The following is a 379-nucleotide window of genomic DNA, read 5'->3' as shown; positions in this document are numbered from 1 at the left end:
GGGCAGCTTGGAGTGGCAGAAGCCTACTTAGAACGTTCACTTGCCGCACAGCCGCAATTTCCGCCTGCAGTTAAAGAGCTGGCACGTACTAAAATGCTTGCTGGCCAAGTGAATGATGCGGACTATTAGTTTAAAAGTAGTTGTTGTTGACTTCGTAGCGGTGGCGGTGGCGTTCGCGAATGTGTCCGCTGCCGTAGATTTTGACGGCGAGGCTGCCTGCTTTCAATTCGACTTCTTGCGCGCCCAAACGCATCGGTAGCCTGAAATCAGAACAACTGCCCTTGCGCCAGTGCGTGCTCGATGCGCTGGCAGGCAATATCAAAGTATCTGTCTCTTATACACATCTCCGAGCCCACGAGACTCGACGTCATCTCGTATG

General features: G+C 52.8%; 1 protein-coding gene and 1 pseudogene. One reads left to right on the top strand and one right to left on the bottom strand.

What is annotated here, in order from left to right; translation table 11 throughout:
- Positions 1-126 (top strand): annotated as a pseudogene (locus ACRPFF_RS11825) (type IV pilus biogenesis/stability protein PilW); the annotation flags it as partial.
- Positions 127-130: 4 nt separating this feature from the next.
- Here the strand turns inward: ACRPFF_RS11825 and ACRPFF_RS11820 are convergent.
- Positions 131-253 (bottom strand): hypothetical protein, encoded by a 123-nt coding sequence (locus ACRPFF_RS11820; RefSeq protein ID WP_432674685.1) that lies wholly within the window; start codon positions 251-253, stop codon positions 131-133.
- Positions 254-379: the final 126 nt, after the last annotated feature.

Source organism: Neisseria sp. SLRRB23, from assembly GCF_050896295.1.
GTDB lineage: Bacteria > Pseudomonadota > Gammaproteobacteria > Burkholderiales > Neisseriaceae > Neisseria.
Note: the sequence above shows the minus strand (reverse complement) of the source record. Positions and strands in the feature narration are given on the sequence as shown.

What these genes read in the sequence shown, in the direction of transcription:
- ACRPFF_RS11820 (WP_432674685.1), bottom strand. Translation starts at nt 253, where the DNA reads ATGCGTTTGGGCGCGCAAGAAGTCGAATTGAAAGCAGGCAGCCTCGCC.